The following is a 22,234-nucleotide window of genomic DNA, read 5'->3' on the forward strand; positions in this document are numbered from 1 at the left end:
TGTAAGCGGCAACGCATTGAAAAAAATGATATTTGCCGTTTTAAGATAGGAAGTCACACGGTCTGTGTTCCTTAAGAACTAAGCTATGATCGTCGCTTAAATTAACGCCCTGCTCAGCACAGGCATTTAAAAAGTATTGGTTTACATCGCTTGGGTTATTTAGCTCTTGTACATGTAAGGGGCCGTAAGTGCCGTGCAGCTCATTATTTATAAACGCTTTATTGTTCTCAGCTTTAATAAAGTACGGAAGTAAACTATCAAAATTCCATCCCGTATTGCCATTAGCCGCCCATTGGTCGTAATCGTACTTATTACCTCTTATGTAAACCATTGCATTGATAGAGCTTGAGCCACCCAATACTTTGCCACGCGGCACAAAACCACACCGGTTATTAAGCTCTTTTTGTGGCACGGTATTGTAATGCCAGCTATTTATGCCATAAGGCACACTCGCTGCTATGCCTGCTGGCATTTGCACAAATACACTGTTATCACTGCCGCCAGCTTCAATTAAGCACACACTTACATTTTTATCCTCAGACAATCGCGATGCCATAACGCAGCCGCCACTACCTGCGCCAATCACAATGTAATCAAATGTTGTATTGTTCATGGTGTACCTTAATAAAAGTTTTAAACGGCTTTTGCAGTAATAGTCCATAGAAAAACTCAACAAAACTTGATATTTTTAGACATCATTTATTTGAGGTTAACCATGAGCAGCCTAATCAGAGCCACGTCATTACAAGGTATAGATACCCTAATTAGCGAATTTGGCGGCGATCCGCATGAAATAATGCAAAACTGTAATATTAATAACGTTGACTTTAAAAATCTCGATAACCAATATTTACCTTATCGAGATTACGCTGAGCTATTAGAGTACTGTGCTTGTAAGTTCAATTGTTCTAGTTTTGGCCTTAAGCTCGCAAGTAGACAAAATTTTGATATTTTAGGGCATATTGCAATAGCAGCTAAAAGTAGTACTAATTTAGGTGATGCACTTAATTGGGTTATTAAATACCTTCACTTGCACAGCCCTGCACTTAGCTTAAACTCGCACCCTTTAGAGAATGATAAAAGCTTGTTTTTATCATTCGAAATTAATTTAAAACCATTACCGCACATTAACCAAGTAATTGAGCTAACTATTGGTTTAGCATTGGCTGTTATTAAAAAGCTGAGTAATAACCGCTGCAAACCAATTAATATATTTTTGCCAAAAAAATTAAGTACTAATACTCGTGCCTATAACACTTACTTTGGTTGTAACGTTATAGAGCATCGCAACAGCGCTGGTATTGTAATCTCAAAAAGTGATTTAACTCTTGAGCTTGATCACCCTGAACTAAATAAAGTACAAGCAGCGCTAAGCTTCTTGGCAAAAAACAAAGAACACACACAACCATTACCCAACCAAGTTAGTGCACTAATTAGGCCTATGCTTCCTATTTATCAATGTAGTAACCAAACTATTTCAGCTGCGCTGGGTATGCACCCGCGTACTCTGCATCGAGAACTTATCAAACATAATACGAGCTTTGTAAAACTTAAAGATGCCACTCGTCGCACTTTAGCTGCACACTATTTAGCGCAAAACCAATTTACAATATCAACCATATCTGAGCTTTTAGGGTATCAGGAGCAAGCAACGCTAAGTGTTAATGTTAAACGCTGGTTTGGATGTTCTCCTCGAGCATATAGGACTAAAAAAATGTTAAACTAAACACTCTTATTATTATTTTTATTTAAGCTAAGGAGTGAGCATGAACTTTGTTATTGTTGGCACCAATTTTATTAGCGACACACTGTTAGCCGCTGCAAATACGTTAAACGATTTTAATTTATATGGGGTGTGCTCGCGCGCAGTATCAAGCGGCGAAGCGTTTTTAGCCAAACACCCACAAAATGCACAAGCAAAAATTTTCACCTCAATCGAGCAAGTATGCCAAGATCAAAATGTTGATGCTGTCTACATAGCCGCCCCTAACAGCTTACACAAACAATATACCGTTATGTGCCTAGAAGCGGGTAAACATGTCCTTGGCGAAAAACCATCAGCAGCCAATTCTAAAGAGCTTGCAAGCATTATTACTACAGCAAAAAAACATCAGCGCCTTTACATGGAAGCCATGATGACCACTCACTTGCCTAACTTTGTACGGCTGCAACAGGCAATGGTAAAAATTGGCACACCACGTAAATATATTGGCCAGTACAGTCAATATTCATCGCGTTACGATAAGTATAAAAATGGCGAACGTCCAAATACGTTTTTGCCCGAGTTTGCTAATGGTGCTTTAGTTGATTTAGGGATTTACCCACTGTATTTATTAATTGCACTTTGGGGAGCGCCGCAAAGCGTAAGTGCCAGTGGCGTATTACTTGATACGGGTGTAGATGGTGCGGGCGATGTATTACTAAACTACGCAGATAAACAAGCCGTTATTAGTTACTCTAAAATATCGCAAGGCGACAACATAACCGAAATACAAGGTGAGCTTGGACGCATACGTATAGAAGCCGTATCGCAACTTAAAAAGGTGGAGTTTATTGCTAATAATGGTGAGGTAGAGATTATATCCCAGCCGTTTAATGAGCACTTTATGAAATACGAAGTTGAACATTTTATGGCATTAGTGAAGCAAAATATCCTTGAGTCACCCGTTAATACGCACATTTTAGCCAGTAACGTAATGAGCGTTCTTGATGAAGCGCGCAAGCAACTTGGGGTTGTGTACCCTAACGACTAATTAAATAAAATATGGGCGTTAACCAACGACAGTTAACGCCCAGAAGAAAGCTTAAATAGCTCTCGTACAACTACACATTTTACAAAACACACTTTATAAATACATTTAAAAATAGCGATCCCCATCCATGGGCAATCAAATACTTCTACAACAAACTTAACACTAACAACCCAAATTCGGTTTATTACCAATATTTATTATTCAATAACCTTAAAACTAACCTAACACACAAAAACATTACCAATCAAGCTGGCCAATTGCATTATTTTAAACTAAATTGGTAATACAAGAATGCAACCATTGGTGTATAGTGGTTTTTAACCATAACATCGCGTTAGAATTTTGACATAATAGTGAATTTTAAGGTAACCTCTGATATTAGCAGTTGGTTTTGACTTTTAGGCCCCAGAGGCCATTATTCCTTAAGGTAATGAAGGTAAAGTATGGGTAATCGTCGCTTATTTTGGCGCATAGTTGATAAAATTGAGTCTTTAATAAATCAAGGCGAATTTTCTGCTGGGAGTCGTTTACCACCTGAACGTGAACTTGCAGAAATGTTTGATGTAAGTCGCCCTACCATTAGAGAAGCTATTATCGCATTAGAAGTACGTGGCAGAGTTGAAGTTAAAACAGGCTCTGGTGTTTACGTAGTAGAACAAAAAAATGCCTCAATAAAATCAAAAGAAATCAGTGCATTTGAACTTACTCAAGCGCGTGCATTAATTGAAGGCGAAATTGCCGCTTTAGCTGCTCAAAGTATTACAGAAGAAGAACTAGAGCAACTAAATAAAACATTAATTGCCATGGAAAAAGGCCTTTATGTTGAGCAAGCTGACCGCGAGTTTCATGAAATAATCTCGCGAGCAACGCGTAATAAAGCACTTGAGTTTGCAGTGTCTAACTTGTGGGATTTACGTTTAACAAATCCACAAATTGTTGCTGACTATAGCAGTGTATGTAAAAACAATAACGAGTGCGTTATGGACGAACATACTGCGATTTATATTGCACTAAAAAACCATGATGCTAATGCTGCACGTACTGCAATGCACAAACACTTCAATCGCTTAATTAATGCTTTATTTGACGCTGTAGAATCGCGTGCACTTGAAGAAATTAAACGCAAAAATGATGAAAAACGAGGCCTCTACTCGCTTGATGGCTTAGTTAATAAAAGTGCCCACTAAGGCCTTTTAACCAACTGATTAAAGTTAGCAAACGCCTGTTTGCTAACTTTACCTCTTACTTTATTTACCCTGCCCTATTTAATATACTTTTAATTGCGCTATTTTTGGTCGCAAACACTTACCTATAAATTTAAAAAAAGATACTATGCCGCCATTAATATCGGGCGGGTTTAGCTTTTATACTCCCTGCATTACAATTTAACTAATTGATAGAGTTACTCAACTCAAGGATTAAAATGCAAGCATCTTCAAAAAGTTATTTACTGGCTATCGTGTGTGTACTGCTTGCAATGATGACCATTCAAACGGGCGCGTCATTTGCAAAACAGCTTTTTCCTATTGTTGGCCCTGAAGGTACAACTGCCCTTAGGCTTGGTTTTTCTGCCTTTATACTTTGCTTAGTGTTTAAACCTTGGAAACACTTACCTACTTCTGGTAATCGTATTCCTATAATTGTGTATGGTTTAAGTTTAGGCGGCATGAACATTTTGTTTTATTACGCCATTGAACGCATTCCACTAGGCATTGGTGTTGCGCTTGAATTTACAGGCCCGCTTGCTGTTGCCTTATTTTCATCACGCCGCAAACGTGACTTATTTTGGGTTGCCTGTGCTATTGCCGGTATTTTGCTTCTGCTTCCTGATATGAGCGGCCAAGACAGCCTTGATCCATTGGGTGTAGCGCTTGCGCTTGGCGCCGGTGCATGTTGGGCAGGTTATATATTATTTGGTAAAAAAACGGGCACACAAAGCTCTGGTGGAGCCACTGTCGCATTGGGTATGACCGTTGCCGCTATAGTGCTAGTACCTTACGGCGGCATTATGCAAAGCGCCGCGTTTACGTGGGAAATTATCCCACTGGGTATTGGTATTGCTATTTTATCAAGTGCACTGCCTTACACACTTGAAATGGTTGCACTGCGTAACATGCCTTCACAAGGGTTTAGCGTAATGATGAGCTTAGAGCCTGCAATAGCTTCGCTCGCAGGGTTTATTATACTGGGTGAGTTACTTACTTTATGGCAGTGGCTCGCTATTTTACTTGTTATTATTGCATCTGTTGGTAGCTCTTTTTCAAACGCAAAAAAACAGGCTACTTAATTAACTACTAAACTAACCTTAACAAGTTAAATAAAGTCACCACGCAACATGGTGACTTTATTGTGTTGTATCCAGTAATTTTTTAACTCACAGCCTTACTTTGCTTTTTAGTTGTAACCAAATAGCCAATCAACGAAATAAGCGGCATGCCCGTTGCAACCAGTGCAATACCTGTCCACCCGCCCGCTTCATATAATGGGCTGGCAATAAGCGAGCCTACTGCGCCACCTACAAATATACTCGTCATGTAAATAGCGTTTAAACGCGCACGGCTTTGTGGCTCTAGTGCATACACTGCACGTTGACCCAATACCATATTGGCCTGCACAGCAAAATCAATAAACACACCGGTTAATGCCAATACTATAATGCCGTAAGGTAGCTCAAATAAGCTTGGTAAAAAGCACACTGCTGCAATTACTTTGGCCAGTAACGATACCTGATGTGTATAGCCCTTATCTGCCAAGCGACCAACAATAGGGGCTGCTACAGCACCTGCCGCACCCACTAATGCAAACAATGCTATTTCTGATTGCGATAAACCATACTCACGGGCAAGCACAACCGGTACGCTTGTCCAAAATAAACTGAACGATGCAAACATTAATGCTTGAAAAAGTGAACGTTGGCGCAGCACTGGTTGGCTTATCATTAACTGTTTAAGCGATTTTAATAACTTAAAATACGTTGTTTTATGGGTAGGTTGCCTGCTTGGAATAGCAAAATAAATTACGCCTGCAATAAACACCATACACCCTGCTGCAAAGTAAAATACAGCGCGCCAACCAAAGTGATCGGCTATTAAGCTCGATATAGGTCTTGCCAGCAAAATACCTAGCAAGAGACCCGCCATAATATTGCCAAGAACCTGTCCGCGCTTCTCGTCAGACGATAAATGCGCAGCAAGCGGAATAAGCACCTGAACAGAAACCGAGCTCATACCTATCATTAAACATAAAATAAGCATTACATTAGGTGAATCAGCAAGTGCCGTACCCACCAAACTCAAAAACGACACAGCTAAAGTAATAAGCATTAAACGCTTATTTTCAATTAAGTCAGCTAATGGCACTAAAAAAAACAATCCCAAAGCGTAGCCTATTTGTGTAAGCGATACGATAAGGCTAGCACTGTGCGCACTTAATCCAACTTCAGGGGCAAGCAACTCAATAATAGGTTGAGCGTAGTAAATATTGGCAACAATAAGACCGCAACACAAAGCAATAATAGTAACGAGTGTATTGCTAAGTGGTTGTGGTGAAACGCCTGGTTGGGTCATGTGTGTCTCTACTTTATAAAAATAATAAAACCCAACCAGCAAACGCGGGTTGGGTTTTTACAAAAAACTTCGTTTTATTTTATTGGTGATGGCTGCCCATGTGGGCTTGAGCGTAAATACTGTTTAGGTGCAGTTACTGTAGCGCCAAGCTCTGCAGCTGCATGCCACGGCCAATGCGGGTTATATAAAATGCCACGCGCCAGCGCTACACCATCGGCTTGCTGCTCACTAATAATATCTTCGGCTTGTTGCGCCTGTGTAATTAAACCCACCGCTATAACAGGCATATTCACAGCTTCTTTTATGGCTGTTGCAAACGGTACCTGAAAATTAGGTTTTACTGGTATTTGTTGCTCAGGACTTAAACCCGCAGTACTTACATGAATAAAATCACAGCCGAGTTCATCAAGCGCTTTACTAAGCACTATCGATTGTTCTAAATCCCAGCCGCCTTCAACCCAATCAGTTGCCGAAATACGCACACCTACCGCTTTTTCACTAGGAAATACCGCTCTTACCGCTTTAAACACATCAAGCAATAAGCGCATTCTGTTTTCTAGGTTGCCACCGTAGTTGTCATCGCGCTTGTTTGAAAGTGGCGACAAAAACTGGTGTAACAGGTAACCGTGCGCACCATGTAGCTCGATTAAATCAAGGCCGAGTTCATCAGCGCGTTTAGCTGCACTGACAAAGTCTTTAATTAATGAGTCTATGTCGTCTTGGCTCATTGCTTTTGGCACTGGGCTGCTATCGTCGTACGCAACTGCCGAAGGTGCCACGGTTTGCCAGCCATTAACGTCATCAGGTGCAATAGCGCCAATATCTTCCCACGGCTTACCTGTAGAGGCTTTACGCCCAGCATGCGCTAACTGAATACCAATAGGCATAGAGCTGTATTGCCTTACTGCTTTCAGGCTTTTGCCCAGTGCTTGCTGGGTTTCGTTATTCCAAAGCCCTAAATCGCCGTAGCTAATACGCCCTTCTGGGTTTACTGCTGTTGCTTCTAAAATTAGCAATCCTGCACCACTCAAACTCAATTGGCCCAAATGAATAGTGTGCCAATCGCTAGCAGCGCCATTGTTTGCTGAGTACTGGCACATTGGTGCAATAATAATACGGTTATCTAACGTTACTTGCCCAAGTGATAAAGGCGAAAATAGTTGGCTCATTGTTAATCCTTAAAAACACGCACAAAAAAGTGCGGACAAAACAAAAAAGTGTATACGAAGCGGCAATCAAACACGCTCACTCAATAACTTACACAGTTACTTATAAATACGACTACCACTCTTAATGGGGATAAAAACATACTTTAATAGTGCTGATAAAAGCATAACTAATGACATTATAAACTATCAATTTTAATGTAATAATTTGTTTAACGAGCGCGTCATAAAGCCATCTTTAAAAAATGAATGACTATTTACCTTTAAACAAGGGTGTGATTTTTAACCTAACTGTACCTAATAGCACTAAGCTATTGCTTGTATTACCTATTAACTAAATAAAAACCCTACATACCAACCATATTTATTCTATAAAAGTGAATTAAAATTCAATTTAGATATTCCAAGCTACTTCACTCCCTGATAAACTGCTTAACTTAATTTACTAATGTAAAACATTTGAACTGGGGATCACTTTTTATGTTTAAACCAAGCTTGTTAACCTTGGCTATTTCGAGCGCTGTTTCTAGCGTATTTTTATTGCCTAATGCTGCACTTGCTCAAGAAGAAGTTGCAGCTAAAAACAAATCACTCGAAGTAATCGAAGTTACAGCAACAAGGCGCAGCGGCTCTGTGCAAAATGCACCGCTAAATATTACAGCCCTTGATGCAGATATTATGAAAGATCAAAATATCAATGAGCTTGCGGATGTAGCACGCTGGGTACCTGGTTTAACAATTACTGATCAAGGTGGCCGCTCAGGCTCGCCTATTATTGTTCGTGGTTTAAATACAAACTCGTCTGGTCCATCATCAGATGGCGGCACAGTATCTACTTACATTAACGAAATTCCTGTTTCGGTAGATATGCGCCTAGTAGATATTGAGCGTGTTGAAGTATTAATTGGGCCACAAGGCACCCTTTATGGTGCAGGCACATTAGGCGGTGCAATTCGCTACATGCTTAAACAGCCTGAGCTTGATTTTACATCGCTTGAAGTATACGGCGACCTATTTCAAACAAAAGAAAGTGATTCTGTAGGCGGCGAAGGTGGCTTTATATTTAACCTGCCACTAATTGAAGACAAGCTTGCAGTACGCGCCAGCTTAAACGTATATGAAGATCCAGGTTTTATCGATTATGGTTACGTAGTACGCGAGCCAGGCGTATCACTGCCTGATCCAGATTGGAGCGACAGCTCAGCAGTTAATAACAACCTTAAAAATGTAAAAGACGCCAACGGCGAAACCACCACTACAGGTCGTATTTCTGTACGCTTTAAAGCAAATGAATCGTTTGAAGGTACGCTTAACTACTTTTACCAAAACCAAGACAGCGAAGGCCGCTCGATTGTTCATTACAACAGCCTTAATGCAAACAACGGCTTAAGCGATGTAATAGGTAAATACGAATCGGCTTATCGCTTTGAAGAGCCTCGCGAGAAAAAAGATCAATTACTAAGCCTCGAACTAAAAGCCGACCTAGGCTTTGCAGAGCTAGTATCGGCAACGGGTATTTCGAGCTTTGATGCCGACGGTCAACGCGACCAAACAGACTTACTTATTCGTCTTGATTACGGCTATGAAGAATTTCCTTCGTTTTCAACGTTCACCCGTGAAATAGACGAAGAAGATACCTTCACTCAAGAAATTCGCTTAGTGTCGCAAGGCGACAGCGACTTTAACTGGATTGTGGGTGGCTTTTACAACAAAATTGAAACCGAAGGTTCAAGTAAAGAGTTTACCCCAGGCTTTGGCGACTTTGCAGTTGAAAACTTTGGTGCAGATCAATCTCGTCCTGATGAACTTGAATACTTTTCTATAGACCGTACAGAAATAACTGAATCAGCATTATTTGGTGAAGTTGGCTATAAAGTAACTGATAAGCTTGATGTTACTCTTGGGCTACGCTTATATAAATACGATGTAGAATCAGAATCTGCAGTGGACTTTCCATTATTTAATACACTATTTGATGGTGCAGGACCAAATGATATATCACTAAATTTTGAAAAAAATGAAGCAAGCGATAACGGCAACTTATTTAAGTTTAATGCTAAATACCAATTTACTGATTCAGTTATGGGTTATGTAACGGTAAGTGAAGGCTTTAGAATCGGTGGTTCAAATGGTTTAGCTCCGTGCCCTGATCCATTACCAGCTAATCAAGCCGGTTGTGGTAACCCTGATGAAATGCTGTATGACGCAGATACAACAACCAACTACGAGCTAGGATTCAAAAGTACATGGTTTAGAAGCCAACTACACTTTAACGCCGCGTTATTTAACGTAGATTGGGATGATGCACAAATTTCAGGTGCTACCGAAGTAGGACAATTGCCGTACCTTTCAAACGCAGGCAGCGCGAACGCAAAAGGGGTAGAAATATCTACCCGTGCCATTTTATCTGACTCGTTTTCAGTTTATGCAACTTATGCCTACACAAAAGCAGAGCTAACATCAAACGCACCATTTTTGTTTAACGCCGATGGTACCGGTGGCGCAGAAGACGGCGACCGTTTACCTGGCTCACCTGAAAACCAATTTTCGATGGGTGTAAACTATCAAACAGATGTGTTTAACGACAAAACGCTTGATATTAACTACGGTTTAACCGCGCAAAGCGACGTGCTTTCCAGAGTAGGACTTCGTGATAACGGCGAAACACTACCAGGTTACAGCTTAAGTAATATATCAGCTAAATTAACAGCCGATGCATGGTCAACTACGCTATATGTTGATAACCTATTCAACAAATACGCGGTTACCTCCGTTCGTCGTTCAGATGCCGATATAACATCCGCTAATGGTGCCGACATACAACGTAACTACGGCCATTACATTAATCGCCCGCTTACGGTAGGTGTTAAATTTAACTACAAATTTGAAATATAGTTTATAGTAATTTTTAAACAATGTTTTAAGGCTCAAATTTATTTGAGCCTTTTTATTTTCTTTTACAAAATAATAATTACCAAAACCATGCAGCCAAATTTAAAGCAACTTCATCAAAGCGCAATACACTCCCTAAACCAAGGTAAAATAGAGCAAGCACACAAAGCCTTAGTGGAGTTAGTTACACTCAAACCAGGCTTTGCTGATGGGTATTTTTTGCTGGCAATGGTTAATTTAACTGTTGGGCAAATACACAAAGCAATAAAGCTCATCGAAAAAGCCCTCACCCTTGGCCAAAGTATTGAATATACCGCGCAACTTGCTAAATGTTACGCACTTACTGGCGAATTACAAAAAGCAAAAAACACCGCACTATCGGTGCCATTAAAGCAAATAACTAAAGCACTTGATGCCGACACACTCGGCGTTGCACTTACCCAAGCAGGCATTCACGAACACGCACTTAACTACTTTGAGCGCGCTATTAAATTGGCTACAGCAGCTAACAAAGCTCAACCACCGTTTTATTATAACTACGGCGTAAGCGCTAAATTTTTAGGACTATTTGATAAAGCCCAACACGCTTTTGAAAATGCCATAGCGCTTAACCCGCTGCACCATCAAAGTCATTTTGCATTAAGTGATTTAACTAAAGTAAGTAAGCAAAACAACCATATTGAACGCTTAAAAAACGTGTTTGAGCAAGTAACACACCCCGATGCAAAACTGCATATTGGCCATGCACTCGCAAAAGAGTATCAAGATATTGGTGAATATTCAGAGGCTTTTAACGCGTTAGAGCAAGGTAAAGTAGCAAAACGTGCTGTACAGCCGTTTGATCATAAAAGCTCAACTGAGTTATTTGAACATATTAAACTCTTAAGTGAGCAGCACACACAAGCGCTAACACAAGGTAACCCAACGGCCGAACCTATTTTTGTATTAGGTATGCCCCGCTCTGGCACGACATTAGTTGAGCGTATTTTATCGAGCCACAGCAACGTGCAATCAGCCGGTGAATTACAAGACTTTGGCCTAAGTGTTAAAAAGCTAAGCCAAACACATACACCTCACGTGCTCGACACTCAAACGCTCAGTAAAGCCTACGAGCTTGATTTTAATCAGCTTGGGTCAACCTATTTAAACGCAACACGCGTAATAACAGGCAGCCATAAACACTTTATTGATAAACTCCCGTTTAACTTTTTTTATATCGATTTAATAACCAAAGCACTGCCAAACGCTAAAATTATTTGTATGCTGCGCGATCCAATGGACACCTGTATTGGCAACTACCGCCAGCTATTTACTATAAATAACCCCTACTATGCTTACTCACTCGATTTACTCGACACAGCAAAATTTTACAGCCGTTTTTACAAACTAATGCAGCACTTCAGCATGCAACACAGCAATATAAAATTAGTAAAATACGAAGAGTTAGTCGCACAGCCCGAGCAACAAATTAAAGAGTTAGTCAGCTTTTGTAACTTAGAGTGGCAAGCACAATGTATAGATTTTCACTTAAACACCGCACCGGTTTCTACTGCAAGTAAAATGCAAGTACGCCAACCACTTAACAATAAAGCAATTGGCCGCTGGAAGGCATTTAAGCCACATACAGATAAAGCAGTGGAGTACCTTTTAAAACAAGGTATCAGTTTTGAGTAAGGGTTTTATAGCTGGGAGTTAAATGAGTGGACTTAGGGGGTAGTCCGCTTTGTGCCAGCGTAGGTCGGATAAGCGAGGCGCCATCCGACACAGTAAAATACCTTGCCAATTATTTTCAACATTTTATGTTGTCGAGTGGTTGGAGAGTGGTCATAAGCGGACTGTCGTAACCTTAGACTCTTGTATGGATAATAAACCCATCAAATTATTATTTATAACCAAGTTCGGGTAATGTGAGACCCAGGCTTTAGCAGCAACTAAAGCCCTCTTTTGTGGTAGTTCGATTGAGCGATGGCTCCTCTATTGAGAGACCGATAACAAGAATGAACGCCACAAAAGACTCCAAGCACTACACTCGAATAGTCTACTGGGTCTCGAACCCGCATTATGCAAGTAAGAGTTAGCTTATTATGAATACTAAAACAAATCAAAACATTAACGTCGGCGTTGATACCGGTAAATTTCAACTCGACATTTACATTCGTCCTATTGATATCTATTTTACAGTATCAAACGATGAAAAAGGGATTAAAGAAGCCGTTAAAATCATTAAAAAACACAATCCTGAACGGGTTGTTATTGAAGCGACTGGACGTCTTGAAATGCCCTTTATTTTAGCTTGTGCCAATGCCAAGCTCCCGTTCACTATTGCCAATCCAGTCCATGTAAAGCGTTTCGCAGGTGCGCTTGGTCAGCGAGCAAAAACAGACAAACTTGATGCACAATTAATCGCACATTATAGTGAAGCGATTAAACCGAAACTATCGCAACTAAAGCCAGAGACAATGCAAGCTATGAGTGATTTAGTCTCGCGTAGAAATCAATTACTCACCATGCAAACGATGGAAAAAAATAGATTGCAAATCATGCCTAAAGAATTAGCTATGACGATTAAACCTGTACTCACTTTATTCAAAAATATGATATTAAAAACAGAAGCTAAAATAGCAAAGCTGATTGAAAGTTGTCCAGAATATAGTGCTAAAAATGAGATACTTCAAAGCATGACTGGTATTGGAAGAATAGCAGCAGCTTCTATCATCAGTAACTTGCCTGAATTGGGCTATATAAACAGTAAACAGGCCAGTGCTTTAATTGGAGTCGCACCAATGAATAAGGAAAGTGGGCGATTTAAAGGTCATCGAAAAATACAAGGCGGGCGACCGCAAGTAAGAACCGTTTTGTACATGGCAATGATGTCAGCAATGCAATCAAATCCTGTTTTTAAAGCAACATATCAGCGGTTATTAGCCGCAGGGAAACCTAAAAAAGTCGCAATAATTGCCTGCATTAGAAAGATGATTGTTATCTTAAATTCAATGCTAAGAGATGGTGTTTTATGGGAAGCGCCAAAAGTTATAAATTAACTATTGACGCCATAGTCTCTTGTTAGGAATGATTCAAGATTGAGCCACCTTTTTTAGGAGTGCATGCAAATGCTTGCCACTCATCATTTTCAAAAGTGATTTCGTCTGTAGTATTATCAGCTAAAGTTACTTTAAAGTGCCGTTGACCATAAAGAGCTGTATCTTCTCGAATACTCTCCATTTTCACAACCGCAACATATTCGTATCTATCGTTTAACCCTACTTTTCTCCAAAGCATTATTTACTCCTTTTTAAATGAATTAATACCGGTGATATAACCAGCACTCCTAACGAGCCTGTAGATTAACTCGTTTTTTTATTTCTTTTTATTGATAAACAAACCATAGCTGAGTTCCTATTTTCGTTCAATCGATTACTGTGTTTTTACGCAGGATATAAAAAAGTGTTTGATATTGTTTTAATTGGCGTTTTGAAAGGGATTAAGGGTGTTTGAGTGGCTTTTATTTAGGTTAAAAGGGCTTTCCCTTCTTAATGCATCGTGTTTTGCAGCTTTTCTATATTATGAACAAGGCAATACAGTTGCCATTGGGCATTCACTTTCGCTTGTCCTCGCAAGGTCAATTTGTGCATGCCTTTGTTGACGGTAATATTGCCGAACACTGGCTCTATACACCCGAGTCGTTTGCTGTATTGTCGTCGACCTATGGGGCTGTCTATTTTTACTTTCATTTTGTCGATATAGCTTAGCTTTTTGCGGGATTCATTATTTATAAACTGTACTTGTCGCCCCGTTTTAATGGGTGGCTTTCGCATGCATTGTTGTTGTAGTGGGCAGGTTTTACAGTCTCTTAAATAACCACAGAATCGCGTGTATTGTTGGCTATGGCTGTTTACATTGACCCCGCTTCGCCACATGGCATTGCCTGCAGGGCAGCGGCATGTTTGCGTTGCCTCATCATAATGAAAATCGTCTGAGGTAAATAACCGAGGCTTGCCTTTGCTGCGTTTTAGTCGCCGTTTTTCTTGCTCTGTTTCGTATGTTTCGCTGTCTTTAAATAACGGATTTCGTTTTCTAAATTGGTTATCCGCAATGTAGGTATCGAACCCACTTTGCGCCATAAACTCAAGATTTACTTCGCTGTTAAACCCACTGTCTGCGGTGAATTTGATGGTGTGTTTATCTGCCATTTTTTCTGTATTGAGTTTAGCAAGCTGCTGTTTTAATTGTGCAACGGCTGGCTGTAAAGTTTGTTGTTCGCCCACTGAGCCCCACGCTTGTGCTTGCAGGATGATTTGATGTTTATCATCGTTTATCGCGATGCCGTTGTAGCCTTGAATTGTCCCTTTTGAGGTCGTCATTTTTGCACTATCTGGGTCAGTGATATTACTTTTAACAGGCTTGCCTTTACTGCCTGTTTTCTCTTCGTGAGTGGCTAAAAACTCGGTGATTTTACCTGCACTTCTATCCAGCTTTTCTTTTTGTTTTAAGTCCTGAGTTATCAACTCTTCGCCCAGTCCATCTTGTGATTGGTGGCGTTCAATAATACGTTTGCTTGCGCGTTCTAGTTTTGCTTTTTTGCGACCTAGCTCATCGAATGTGCCGCTCCACTCTTTACTCGCATTGGACTTTAATTTACACCCATCAATGGCAAACATGTTGCGGCCTATCAAGCCTTCCTCATCACATATCATCAGCACTTGCGTAAAAAGCGGCTCAATCTGTTCATGCATTTTAGCCACAAAACCCGCTATAGATGTTTAATGTGGCTGGATATCACCCGACACACTCATAAATAAAATATTATGCTCGCAAGCCTTTGCAATCCGACGGCTACTGATAAAACCATGTGCATAGCCCAATAAAATAATCTTTAGCATTACCGAAGGCGGATACGCAGCAGCGCCCGTTTTGTCGTTGTTATACCACGCGTCAAATCCCGATAAATCGAGTTTATTTTCGACGATATAACAAAGGGCATATTCAAATGTGCCAGGCAAAATTTGCTCAGCGAAATTGATAGGAATGAATTTATTTTGACAGGATAAGTCAGGCTTGTAGTTAGCCATAACAGTTTACCGTGGGTGAATAATATCTATTAGATCACAGCGAACACATGGATTCAAGGTTAAAAAGCAATCAATTAAAAATAGTAGGATACGTTCCTAAAAAGAGTAATTCTACAGCCTCAACGCCCAAATAAGGGGCTGATTAATAGTTGGCTAAAATGTGAAGCGGAGCGAAACCTAGCCAACTGTGAGCAGTCCCGCTTAATTTTCTTGTATGGATAATAGACCCATAAATTAATTAATACTTTAACCAAGTTCGGGTAATGTGAGGCCCAAGCTTTGGCTGCAACCAAAGCCTTTTATACAGTAGTTCGATTGATTGAAGGCTCCTCTATTGAGAGACCGATAACAAGAAAGAACGCTGTATAAACTCCAAGCATTAAACTCGGATAGTCAACGGGGCCTCGAGCCCGAATCGCAAGGCAGAGTCAGAGTCAGAGTCAGAGTCAGAGTCAGCTTATTATGAATACACTCAATAATCAAAATGAAATTAACGTCGGTGTCGATACAGGTAAAACTCAACTCGATATTTACATCCGACCGTTAGATATATATTTCACCGTAGAAAACAATGACGGCGGCATTAAACACGCTATAAAAACACTAAAAAAGCACCCAATAACGCGTGTTACTATTGAAGCAACTGGGCGCCTTGAACACCCCTTTATTATGGCGTGTGCTCAAGCGAATATCCCTTTCGTTGTTGCTAATCCCGTTAATATTAAACGTTTCGCAGGCGCTATTGGCCAAAAAGCAAAAACAGATAAACTTGATGCGCAACTCATCGCTCATTTTGGTGAAGCAATAAAGCCACCACTCTCTTCTTTAAAGCCAGAGCAGATGCGCTTGATGAGTGATTTACTTTCTCGAAGAAGGCAGTTAATGGATATGCAAACGATGGAGAAAAATCGTTCACAGATAATGCCAAAAACAATATCATCACTAATAAAACCTATCCTAACGGCATTAAAAAATCAGATTGAAAAAGTAGATTTGAAACTACAAAAACTCATCAAAGAATGTGATGAATATAGGGTCAAAAATGACATTATTCAAAGGGTGCCTGGCGTTGGCAATGTTGTCGCGTTTAACTTACTTAGTGACATGCCTGAGCTTGGGTGTGTAAACAATAAAGAGGCTGCATCACTGGTTGGTGTTGCACCATTTAATCGAGAAAGTGGTGCTTATCAGGGTAAACGGATGATACGAGGTGGACGACCAAAAATTAGAACCGCAATGTATATGGCAATGATGTCAGCTATCCAATGTAACCCTAAATTTAAAGCTATTTATCATCGGCTAGTCGCGGCAGGAAAACCTAAAAAAGTGGCTATTATTGCCTGTATAAGAAAGCTTATAGTAATCATAAACTCTATGGTGAGGGATGGTGTCATGTGGGATCCTAAAATGGTTTGAAATTAGGAATTGACACCATAGTCACTTGTTAGGCTTATATTGATACATAGCCTCGATGTTTTTTTTAATATCTTTGATTTTAATTTTAGTACCTAAAACATCTTCGATTTGCATACTTGTTGCTTCGTGTAATTCATCGTTAAAAAAACTTCGAACCTCATGCTGAAAGTCATCAATTCCATATGATACTTCAAAATATTCAGATTCCTTTAAAACTACACTAGTATTTTTAATAGAAAAAACTGAACGACGTGTTTCTGGATCTCTAATTGCGTCTGAAGCGTTTACATTAAGTTGATCATAGTCTGGATATCTAAGAGCGTTACCCCAACTAGAATTTTTAGCTATCTTTTTAATTGATATAAGGATTATTGGTCTTAACCCTGTATTTACAATTTTTATATACAATACTGGTGGTGGGTCATCTGGATCTTGCGACATATCGTAAACAATTTCTGACCATGAAATCACCTTTGCACGATCTCTATATATATTAAATATAGTAACCGCTGCACTTATAGCAGAAATAAAAACCGCAATTATAGAAATTAATAATGGAGTTTGCACATGACTTCCTTGTAAGCCTAACAATTTAATAGTGCGCTCATCGCGCATATTTCTGCCGACGTCACGCTCATTTTTCTGAATGATATAGTTTTAACAAATAGTTTAAGGTATTACTATTACTAAGTTTCTGAAACTTTAAAGAAAAGATAAATAGAACAATATGCGCTCAGCGCTCATTTTCATGAATATACGCGCAAAGAGCAGTTTGACTAATTAACTAACTACGATATTTAGCCAACCTCAACGTCTGCTTCTCGCTCTAAGCCAACTAATAACTACATGCGATTTGCAGATACTCAATACTTTAAAAGCCTTTGCTATATACCAAGCTGAAGGGTAACTCCAGCAGCACATTATTTTGTGATTATAGGGGCTTATTATTCTGTTTTTAAAACCATACCTTTCGATTGGGCAAATATTACTAGCGCAAATATTATTTCGGTTATCCCGCCAATAAAGGCGCCGATTACAAAATTGGCATTTAATACAATACACAACATGCCAGAAAACATAAGCGAAGCACCTAAAATCCAGTACACTTTCATGCCATATAATGTATTGAAAACTAAATAGCGAACACCAATTATCATCAGCATTATTGAATAAAACCATTCAGCTTGAAGTTTTGCTACATAAAACGCTAAAAACAAACCAACAAATAAAATAATAGTGCTTTCTAAGGCCAATTTACCTAATGGGTTTTTAGGATCATGATTGCCAGAGCGTTTAAGAGCTTTTGAAAGTAGCATGGCTAAAGGATGTAATAAACATACCACCAAAAAACAAAGTAAGCATACTCGATTGATTTGAATGCAGTAATGCGACAAAGCCAGCTATACACCAAACCAAGCCAGACACTAATACACCGGTTCCACCACCGAAGTATGCGAGGTTCATATTTTGTTGCGCATCTTCAAACTTCATAAAAATCCTTAATTTTAGAAATATCCCTAATTTAATATTATCGCATCGTTATTAGTTACAAATCGTTACTCGAATACACACTTAAAATAGGGAATTTATAATCGGCAAACGATACAGTTACCGATTGTGTTTCGTTGCCTTTAAAACCGAGTTTAAATTCCATTGGCATGAATCGGCTGCCGTCAGCAAAGAGTGCAAGTAAGTGCTCCTCGCCTAATTCTCGATTGCCCGACGATAAGTTAGTTAGCGTTATAACAGCCCAGCGTTCGCCCTCTTCATTGCTCATTAATACATAATTAACGATTTTAAAATCCCCTTTTTTAGGGGTTATGTTGCTATCGTTTGCAAACGATAAGTGCATGCTATTTGGTACTGCACGGTCAACATTTAGCGCGTTGATAGAGTCGGCTTGGGTTGCCCACGAAAGCACCAATAAAATGATCACTAAGGCTTTATTCACTGTTAATTCCCTTTTATTACCTAGTAAAATACCTAGTAAATTACGTAACAAATTACATAACAATAACTGTTTAAATTATATTCGCATTCCATACCTATTATGTAAACAAACAATCATCGCAATTTTATCCAGCGCTTTGGCTGCGCCACTACAGACTAAGCGCTCATTCAGTGTGCTTGCGTTACTTTAGGGTAATAACGAGTGATAAGAGTAAATAATTCAAAGCTAACTTAAAGTAAAAAGCGCGATTAAACAGGAGTATAAACGTATGGCAAGCACACATAAAAACTCAACAATGGATTTATCTGATCCCAGTAATAGCATTCAAGTAAGAGGGGCACGCGTTCACAACTTAAAAAATGTAGACGTTGATTTACCTCGTAACGCATTGGTTGTTTTTACAGGGATATCGGGCTCTGGAAAATCGTCGCTTGCGTTTGGAACGCTGTTTGCTGAGTCGCAGCACCGTTATCTTGATTCAGTATCGCCTTACGCCCGTAGGTTGATAGATCAAGTTGATGAGCCCGATGTTGATTCTATTGAAGGACTACCGCCTGCCGTTGCTTTGCAGCAGCAACGCGGCGCGCCCTCGGTTCGCTCATCCGTTGGCAGCATAACAACTATTTCTAACGCGCTACGCATGCTTTACTCTCGTGCAGGCGAATACCCCAAAGGGCAAAGCATACTTTACGCCGATGCGTTTTCGCCGAATACGCCACAAGGTGCGTGCCCAGAATGCTCAGGAATAGGCCGAGTGTTTGAAGTAACCGAAAAGCTACTTGTGCCAGATGATACAAAAACTATTCGCCAGCGCGCCATTGAAGCGTGGCCACCAGCATGGCAAGGTAAAAACCTAAGCCGTATTCTTACTTCCCTTGGTTATGACATAGACACACCTTGGAACAAACTTTCTAAAAAAGCACGGGATTGGATTTTATTTACCGACGAAACACCTACTGTGCCGGTATACCCAGATTACACCTATGAGCAAACACAGAATGCGATAAAAAATAACGAAGATCCAAGCTACATGGGAACTTTTTCAAGCGCTAAACGCTTTGTTTTACAGTCTTTTGCTACCACGCAAAGCCCGCGTACAAAAAAGCGCGTATCGCAGTTTATGCAAATATCGCAGTGCCCTACTTGCCAAGGTAAAAAATTAAAACAAACATCGTTAAGTGTTAAATTTGCAGGGCTTGATATTGGCGAGCTATCTCAACTTACATTAAACGAGCTTGCTAAAAAACTAAGTAACGCCGCTAATACAAAAGTAAATAAAAATACAAAAAATCCAGAGCAAGCCATTGTTACAAAGCGCATTGCCAGCGATATTCTCACCCGTATTGAAGCACTAACCATGCTTGGTTTAGGGTACTTGTCGCTAGAGCGTACAACGCCAACACTCTCACCCGGAGAGCTACAACGATTACGACTTGCCACACAAATTCGCTCTAAATTATTTGGGGTAGTTTACGTGTTAGATGAACCTTCAGCGGGTTTACACCCTGCAGACACAAAAGCATTGCTAAAAGCGCTTGATGAGCTAATAGCGGCTGGCAATTCTGTATTTGTTGTTGAACACGATGTTAGCGTTGTTAAACATGCCGATTGGATTGTTGATGTAGGCCCTGATGCAGGTGTGCATGGTGGCAACATTATTTACAGCGGCCCTGTTGAAGGGTTAAGAAAAATAAAAAATTCGCACACCGGACGTCACCTTTTTGCTAAAAACGCCAGTCAAGAGTCTACTCAAAACAGCGCGCAAAAAAAGGAGCAAAGGCAGCCTAGTGCGTGGTTAAAATTGGCTGATATTGAGCGTAACAACCTTAAAAAACTCAATGCAGAATTTCCACTGGGTGTTATGACAACCGTTACTGGTGTTTCGGGCTCTGGTAAATCAAGCCTAGTGAGCCAAGCGTTAGTAGAACTTGTTTACGAAGCACTTGGGCAAAAAATAATAACGGAAGCGCCAACCGACGAAGCCGACTTACTCGAACAAGAGCTGCAAACACACACCAGCGGAAAAATCATTGAAGGTATAAATAATATAAGCCGCCTAATTACCGTAAATCAAAAAGCGATTGGCCGTACACCTCGTTCAAACTTAGCTACCTATACGGGTTTATTTGATCACGTGCGTAAACTATTTGCTTCAACCCAAAAAGCAAAAGAGCGCCGTTACGATGCCGGTCGTTTTTCGTTTAATGTTGCTAAAGGTCGCTGTAAAAATTGTGAAGGCGTTGGCTTTGTGAGTATAGAGCTACTGTTTTTACCTAGCGTTTATTCACCTTGCCAAGTGTGTCATGGCAAACGTTATAACGAGCAAACACTTGAGGTTACATATCGTGATAAAAACATAAGCGATATTCTCAATTTAACGGTTGAATCGGCGCATACCTTTTTTGAAAATGAGCCTGCAATACTGCGAGCACTCGATGCACTTATGCAAGTAGGTCTTGGGTATTTGCGTTTAGGACAACCTGCAACTGAGCTTTCTGGCGGTGAAGCGCAACGTATTAAATTAGCAACCGAGCTGCAACGTGCGCAGCGCGGCAACACGCTTTATATTCTTGATGAGCCAACCACAGGTCTGCATCCATCTGATGTATCAATGCTAATGTCACAGTTAAATAAATTAGTTGATGCTGGCAATACCGTTATTATGGTTGAACACGATATGCAAGTAGCCCGTAATAGTGACTGGATAATTGATGTAGGCCCTGGTGCTGGTGAAGAAGGCGGCTTAATTGTAGCGCAAGGTTCACCCGAAGACGTAGCTAAATCTCAAACAAGTAGAACGGCACCCTTTTTATTAACTAACGAGCCATAAGCTATAAGCTTTTAAATACCCAATTAATTATCAGTGTTAAAAATAACTATAACTCAGCGCAATAAAGTGAAGTGTTTTAACGATATAATTTTATTGCGTTATATAGCCTATAGTTCGTGTAACAACGGTAGCCCTAAAAAAAGGTATTGTTGGTATTTAATTAAATATACAAGCGCAGCCATCTTATTTATCACTATTTTGTTTTTCTATTTCAAGTTCGATTAGTAATGCTGAATGAGCGTCATTTGCGGCGTACATTTTTTGGTGATCTTTTAAAGGGAAAACAGACCAATTTGAACGCTGTGCTCCTTTAGATAAACGCTGATTAAAAAACATTGCCACAGCAGCCCTTGCGCCAACACGCTGCGTTACTTGAGCAAAATGCATGACCTTAGAGGATAATTCGATTGTATTTTCCAATCTAATTCCAAATTTTCTAAAAATAATTTTTTTGTCTTCTTTTAATCCAAAGCCCACTTTTTTGATTGTTGGATCAGACAATATACCCAGGGCAAGAGCATGAAAAAACACTATAAATTCAATACCTTTTCAAGATAAGCTGTACTGCGCATCGCTTTCTTCTGCTTTGCT

General features: G+C 39.9%; 19 protein-coding genes and 1 pseudogene. 9 read left to right on the forward strand and 11 right to left on the reverse strand.

The window, feature by feature from the left end; genetic code table 11:
• Positions 1–88: 88 nt before the first annotated feature.
• A pseudogene (locus GQR54_RS18905) lies at positions 89–613 on the reverse strand (GMC family oxidoreductase N-terminal domain-containing protein); the annotation flags it as partial.
• A 102-nt stretch (positions 614–715) separates the two neighbouring features.
• Here GQR54_RS18905 and GQR54_RS18910 point away from each other — a divergent pair.
• The 4 genes from GQR54_RS18910 to GQR54_RS18925 all read left to right on the forward strand — a co-directional run bounded on the left by GQR54_RS18910 (position 716) and on the right by GQR54_RS18925 (position 5,040).
• Positions 716–1,726 (forward strand): AraC family transcriptional regulator, encoded by a 1,011-nt coding sequence (locus GQR54_RS18910; RefSeq protein WP_166379570.1) that lies wholly within the window; start codon positions 716–718, stop codon positions 1,724–1,726.
• 40 nt (positions 1,727–1,766) lie between these two features.
• Positions 1,767–2,753, forward strand: a complete 987-nt coding sequence (locus GQR54_RS18915; RefSeq protein WP_166379572.1) for a Gfo/Idh/MocA family oxidoreductase — start codon at positions 1,767–1,769, stop codon at positions 2,751–2,753.
• Between the two features lie 443 nt (positions 2,754–3,196).
• Positions 3,197–3,940, forward strand: coding sequence for a FadR/GntR family transcriptional regulator (locus GQR54_RS18920; protein WP_166379574.1), 744 nt, complete (start codon positions 3,197–3,199; stop codon positions 3,938–3,940).
• 236 nt (positions 3,941–4,176) lie between these two features.
• The gene (locus tag GQR54_RS18925) at positions 4,177–5,040 is read left to right on the forward strand and encodes a DMT family transporter (RefSeq protein ID WP_024591885.1); all 864 of its coding nucleotides are present in this window, start codon (positions 4,177–4,179) and stop codon (positions 5,038–5,040) included.
• An 82-nt stretch (positions 5,041–5,122) separates the two neighbouring features.
• Here GQR54_RS18925 and GQR54_RS18930 read toward each other — a convergent pair whose 3' ends face one another.
• Complete coding sequence (locus GQR54_RS18930) at positions 5,123–6,319, reverse strand: MFS transporter (protein ID WP_166379576.1); 1,197 nt, start codon at positions 6,317–6,319, stop codon at positions 5,123–5,125.
• Positions 6,320–6,393: 74 nt separating this feature from the next.
• Positions 6,394–7,488, reverse strand: a complete 1,095-nt coding sequence (locus GQR54_RS18935; protein ID WP_166379578.1) for an NADH:flavin oxidoreductase/NADH oxidase — start codon at positions 7,486–7,488, stop codon at positions 6,394–6,396.
• A gap of 477 nt (positions 7,489–7,965) precedes the next feature.
• On the opposite strand from GQR54_RS18935, the gene GQR54_RS18940 reads away from it, so the two are divergent.
• From GQR54_RS18940 to GQR54_RS18950, 3 genes are all read left to right on the forward strand, one after another.
• Positions 7,966–10,380: a TonB-dependent receptor gene (locus tag GQR54_RS18940; protein WP_166379580.1), complete on the forward strand. Its 2,415-nt coding sequence runs from the start codon at positions 7,966–7,968 to the stop codon at positions 10,378–10,380.
• 87 nt (positions 10,381–10,467) lie between these two features.
• Positions 10,468–12,051 (forward strand): sulfotransferase, encoded by a 1,584-nt coding sequence (locus GQR54_RS18945; RefSeq protein WP_166379582.1) that lies wholly within the window; start codon positions 10,468–10,470, stop codon positions 12,049–12,051.
• Between the two features lie 410 nt (positions 12,052–12,461).
• Positions 12,462–13,418, forward strand: a complete 957-nt coding sequence (locus tag GQR54_RS18950; RefSeq protein WP_166379584.1) for an IS110 family transposase — start codon at positions 12,462–12,464, stop codon at positions 13,416–13,418.
• A gap of 22 nt (positions 13,419–13,440) precedes the next feature.
• On the opposite strand, the gene GQR54_RS18955 is transcribed toward GQR54_RS18950, so the two are convergent.
• The 3 genes from GQR54_RS18955 to GQR54_RS19680 form a co-directional block, all read right to left on the reverse strand.
• Positions 13,441–13,656, reverse strand: a complete 216-nt coding sequence (locus GQR54_RS18955) for a hypothetical protein (protein ID WP_166379586.1) — start codon at positions 13,654–13,656, stop codon at positions 13,441–13,443.
• Positions 13,657–13,907: 251 nt separating this feature from the next.
• On the reverse strand, positions 13,908–15,110 hold the full coding sequence (locus tag GQR54_RS18960) for a transposase (protein WP_240918971.1): 1,203 nt from the start codon (positions 15,108–15,110) through the stop codon (positions 13,908–13,910).
• Positions 15,111–15,137: 27 nt separating this feature from the next.
• Positions 15,138–15,446, reverse strand: a complete 309-nt coding sequence (locus GQR54_RS19680; protein WP_240918974.1) for a transposase — start codon at positions 15,444–15,446, stop codon at positions 15,138–15,140.
• A gap of 462 nt (positions 15,447–15,908) precedes the next feature.
• Between GQR54_RS19680 and GQR54_RS18965 the strand changes: the two genes are divergently transcribed.
• On the forward strand, positions 15,909–16,862 hold the full coding sequence (locus tag GQR54_RS18965) for an IS110 family transposase (protein WP_166379588.1): 954 nt from the start codon (positions 15,909–15,911) through the stop codon (positions 16,860–16,862).
• A gap of 21 nt (positions 16,863–16,883) precedes the next feature.
• On the opposite strand, the gene GQR54_RS18970 is transcribed toward GQR54_RS18965, so the two are convergent.
• The 4 genes from GQR54_RS18970 to GQR54_RS18980 all read right to left on the reverse strand — a co-directional run bounded on the left by GQR54_RS18970 (position 16,884) and on the right by GQR54_RS18980 (position 18,813).
• Positions 16,884–17,429, reverse strand: coding sequence for a hypothetical protein (locus GQR54_RS18970; protein WP_166379590.1), 546 nt, complete (start codon positions 17,427–17,429; stop codon positions 16,884–16,886).
• 377 nt (positions 17,430–17,806) lie between these two features.
• Positions 17,807–18,178 carry a hypothetical protein gene (locus tag GQR54_RS18975; RefSeq protein ID WP_240918975.1) on the reverse strand — a complete coding sequence of 124 codons (372 nt, stop codon included), beginning with the start codon at positions 18,176–18,178 and terminating at the stop codon, positions 17,807–17,809.
• Positions 18,156–18,353 carry a hypothetical protein gene (locus tag GQR54_RS19685; protein ID WP_240918977.1) on the reverse strand — a complete coding sequence of 66 codons (198 nt, stop codon included), beginning with the start codon at positions 18,351–18,353 and terminating at the stop codon, positions 18,156–18,158. Before GQR54_RS19685 ends, GQR54_RS18975 begins: the two co-directional genes overlap by 23 nt.
• A gap of 55 nt (positions 18,354–18,408) precedes the next feature.
• Positions 18,409–18,813, reverse strand: a complete 405-nt coding sequence (locus GQR54_RS18980; RefSeq protein WP_039488419.1) for a hypothetical protein — start codon at positions 18,811–18,813, stop codon at positions 18,409–18,411.
• 268 nt (positions 18,814–19,081) lie between these two features.
• On the opposite strand from GQR54_RS18980, the gene uvrA reads away from it, so the two are divergent.
• Positions 19,082–21,643 (forward strand): excinuclease ABC subunit UvrA, encoded by a 2,562-nt coding sequence (gene uvrA / locus GQR54_RS18985; RefSeq protein WP_206017773.1) that lies wholly within the window; start codon positions 19,082–19,084, stop codon positions 21,641–21,643.
• Between the two features lie 183 nt (positions 21,644–21,826).
• Here uvrA and GQR54_RS18990 read toward each other — a convergent pair whose 3' ends face one another.
• Entirely contained in the window at positions 21,827–22,174 is a 348-nt protein-coding gene (locus tag GQR54_RS18990; RefSeq protein WP_206017775.1) for a hypothetical protein, read from the reverse strand.
• Between the last annotated feature and the right edge of the window lie 60 nt (positions 22,175–22,234).

Origin of the sequence: Pseudoalteromonas sp. Z9A4 (assembly GCF_011378845.1) — a bacterium.
Lineage (GTDB): Bacteria > Pseudomonadota > Gammaproteobacteria > Enterobacterales > Alteromonadaceae > Pseudoalteromonas > Pseudoalteromonas arctica.